The following is a 417-nucleotide window of genomic DNA, read 5'->3' on the forward strand; positions in this document are numbered from 1 at the left end:
CAGTACTTCTACGGAGAGTTATGTTCAGCTGTATCATTTCAATTTTTCAGCTTGTTCCAGATTGTTAAAGAGCAATATCTTAAACACGACTCGTTAAAGTCATCTTTAAGATAAATTCTGACCCGCTAAGGTACAGAGTGATAATGTCTTTCACACATTATCGGCGTGGCGTCCCCAAGGGGATTCGAACCCCTGTTACAGCCGTGAAAGGGCAGTGTCCTAGGCCTCTAGACGATGGGGACACGAAAATGCCGCACCAGGTGATAAAACCCGGCGCTTCTTTCGTATCAGCGTAAGGTTTCCCTTACTGCATCAACAGGTAGCGCTTGCTCGTTTACATCTATCAGACAATCTGTGTGGACACTGCACAATGCGTATCTTGAGGTAAGGAGGTGATCCAACCGCAGGTTCCCCTAC

1 tRNA gene is annotated in these 417 nt (G+C 46.5%); it reads right to left on the reverse strand.

What is annotated here, in order from left to right:
* Positions 1 to 166 precede the first annotated feature (166 nt).
* Positions 167 to 242, reverse strand: a tRNA-Glu gene (locus tag BS640_RS21845).
* Positions 243 to 417 lie beyond the last annotated feature (175 nt).

This window comes from Rouxiella badensis, from assembly GCF_002093665.1.
GTDB classification, from domain to species: Bacteria; Pseudomonadota; Gammaproteobacteria; order Enterobacterales; family Enterobacteriaceae; genus Rouxiella; species Rouxiella badensis.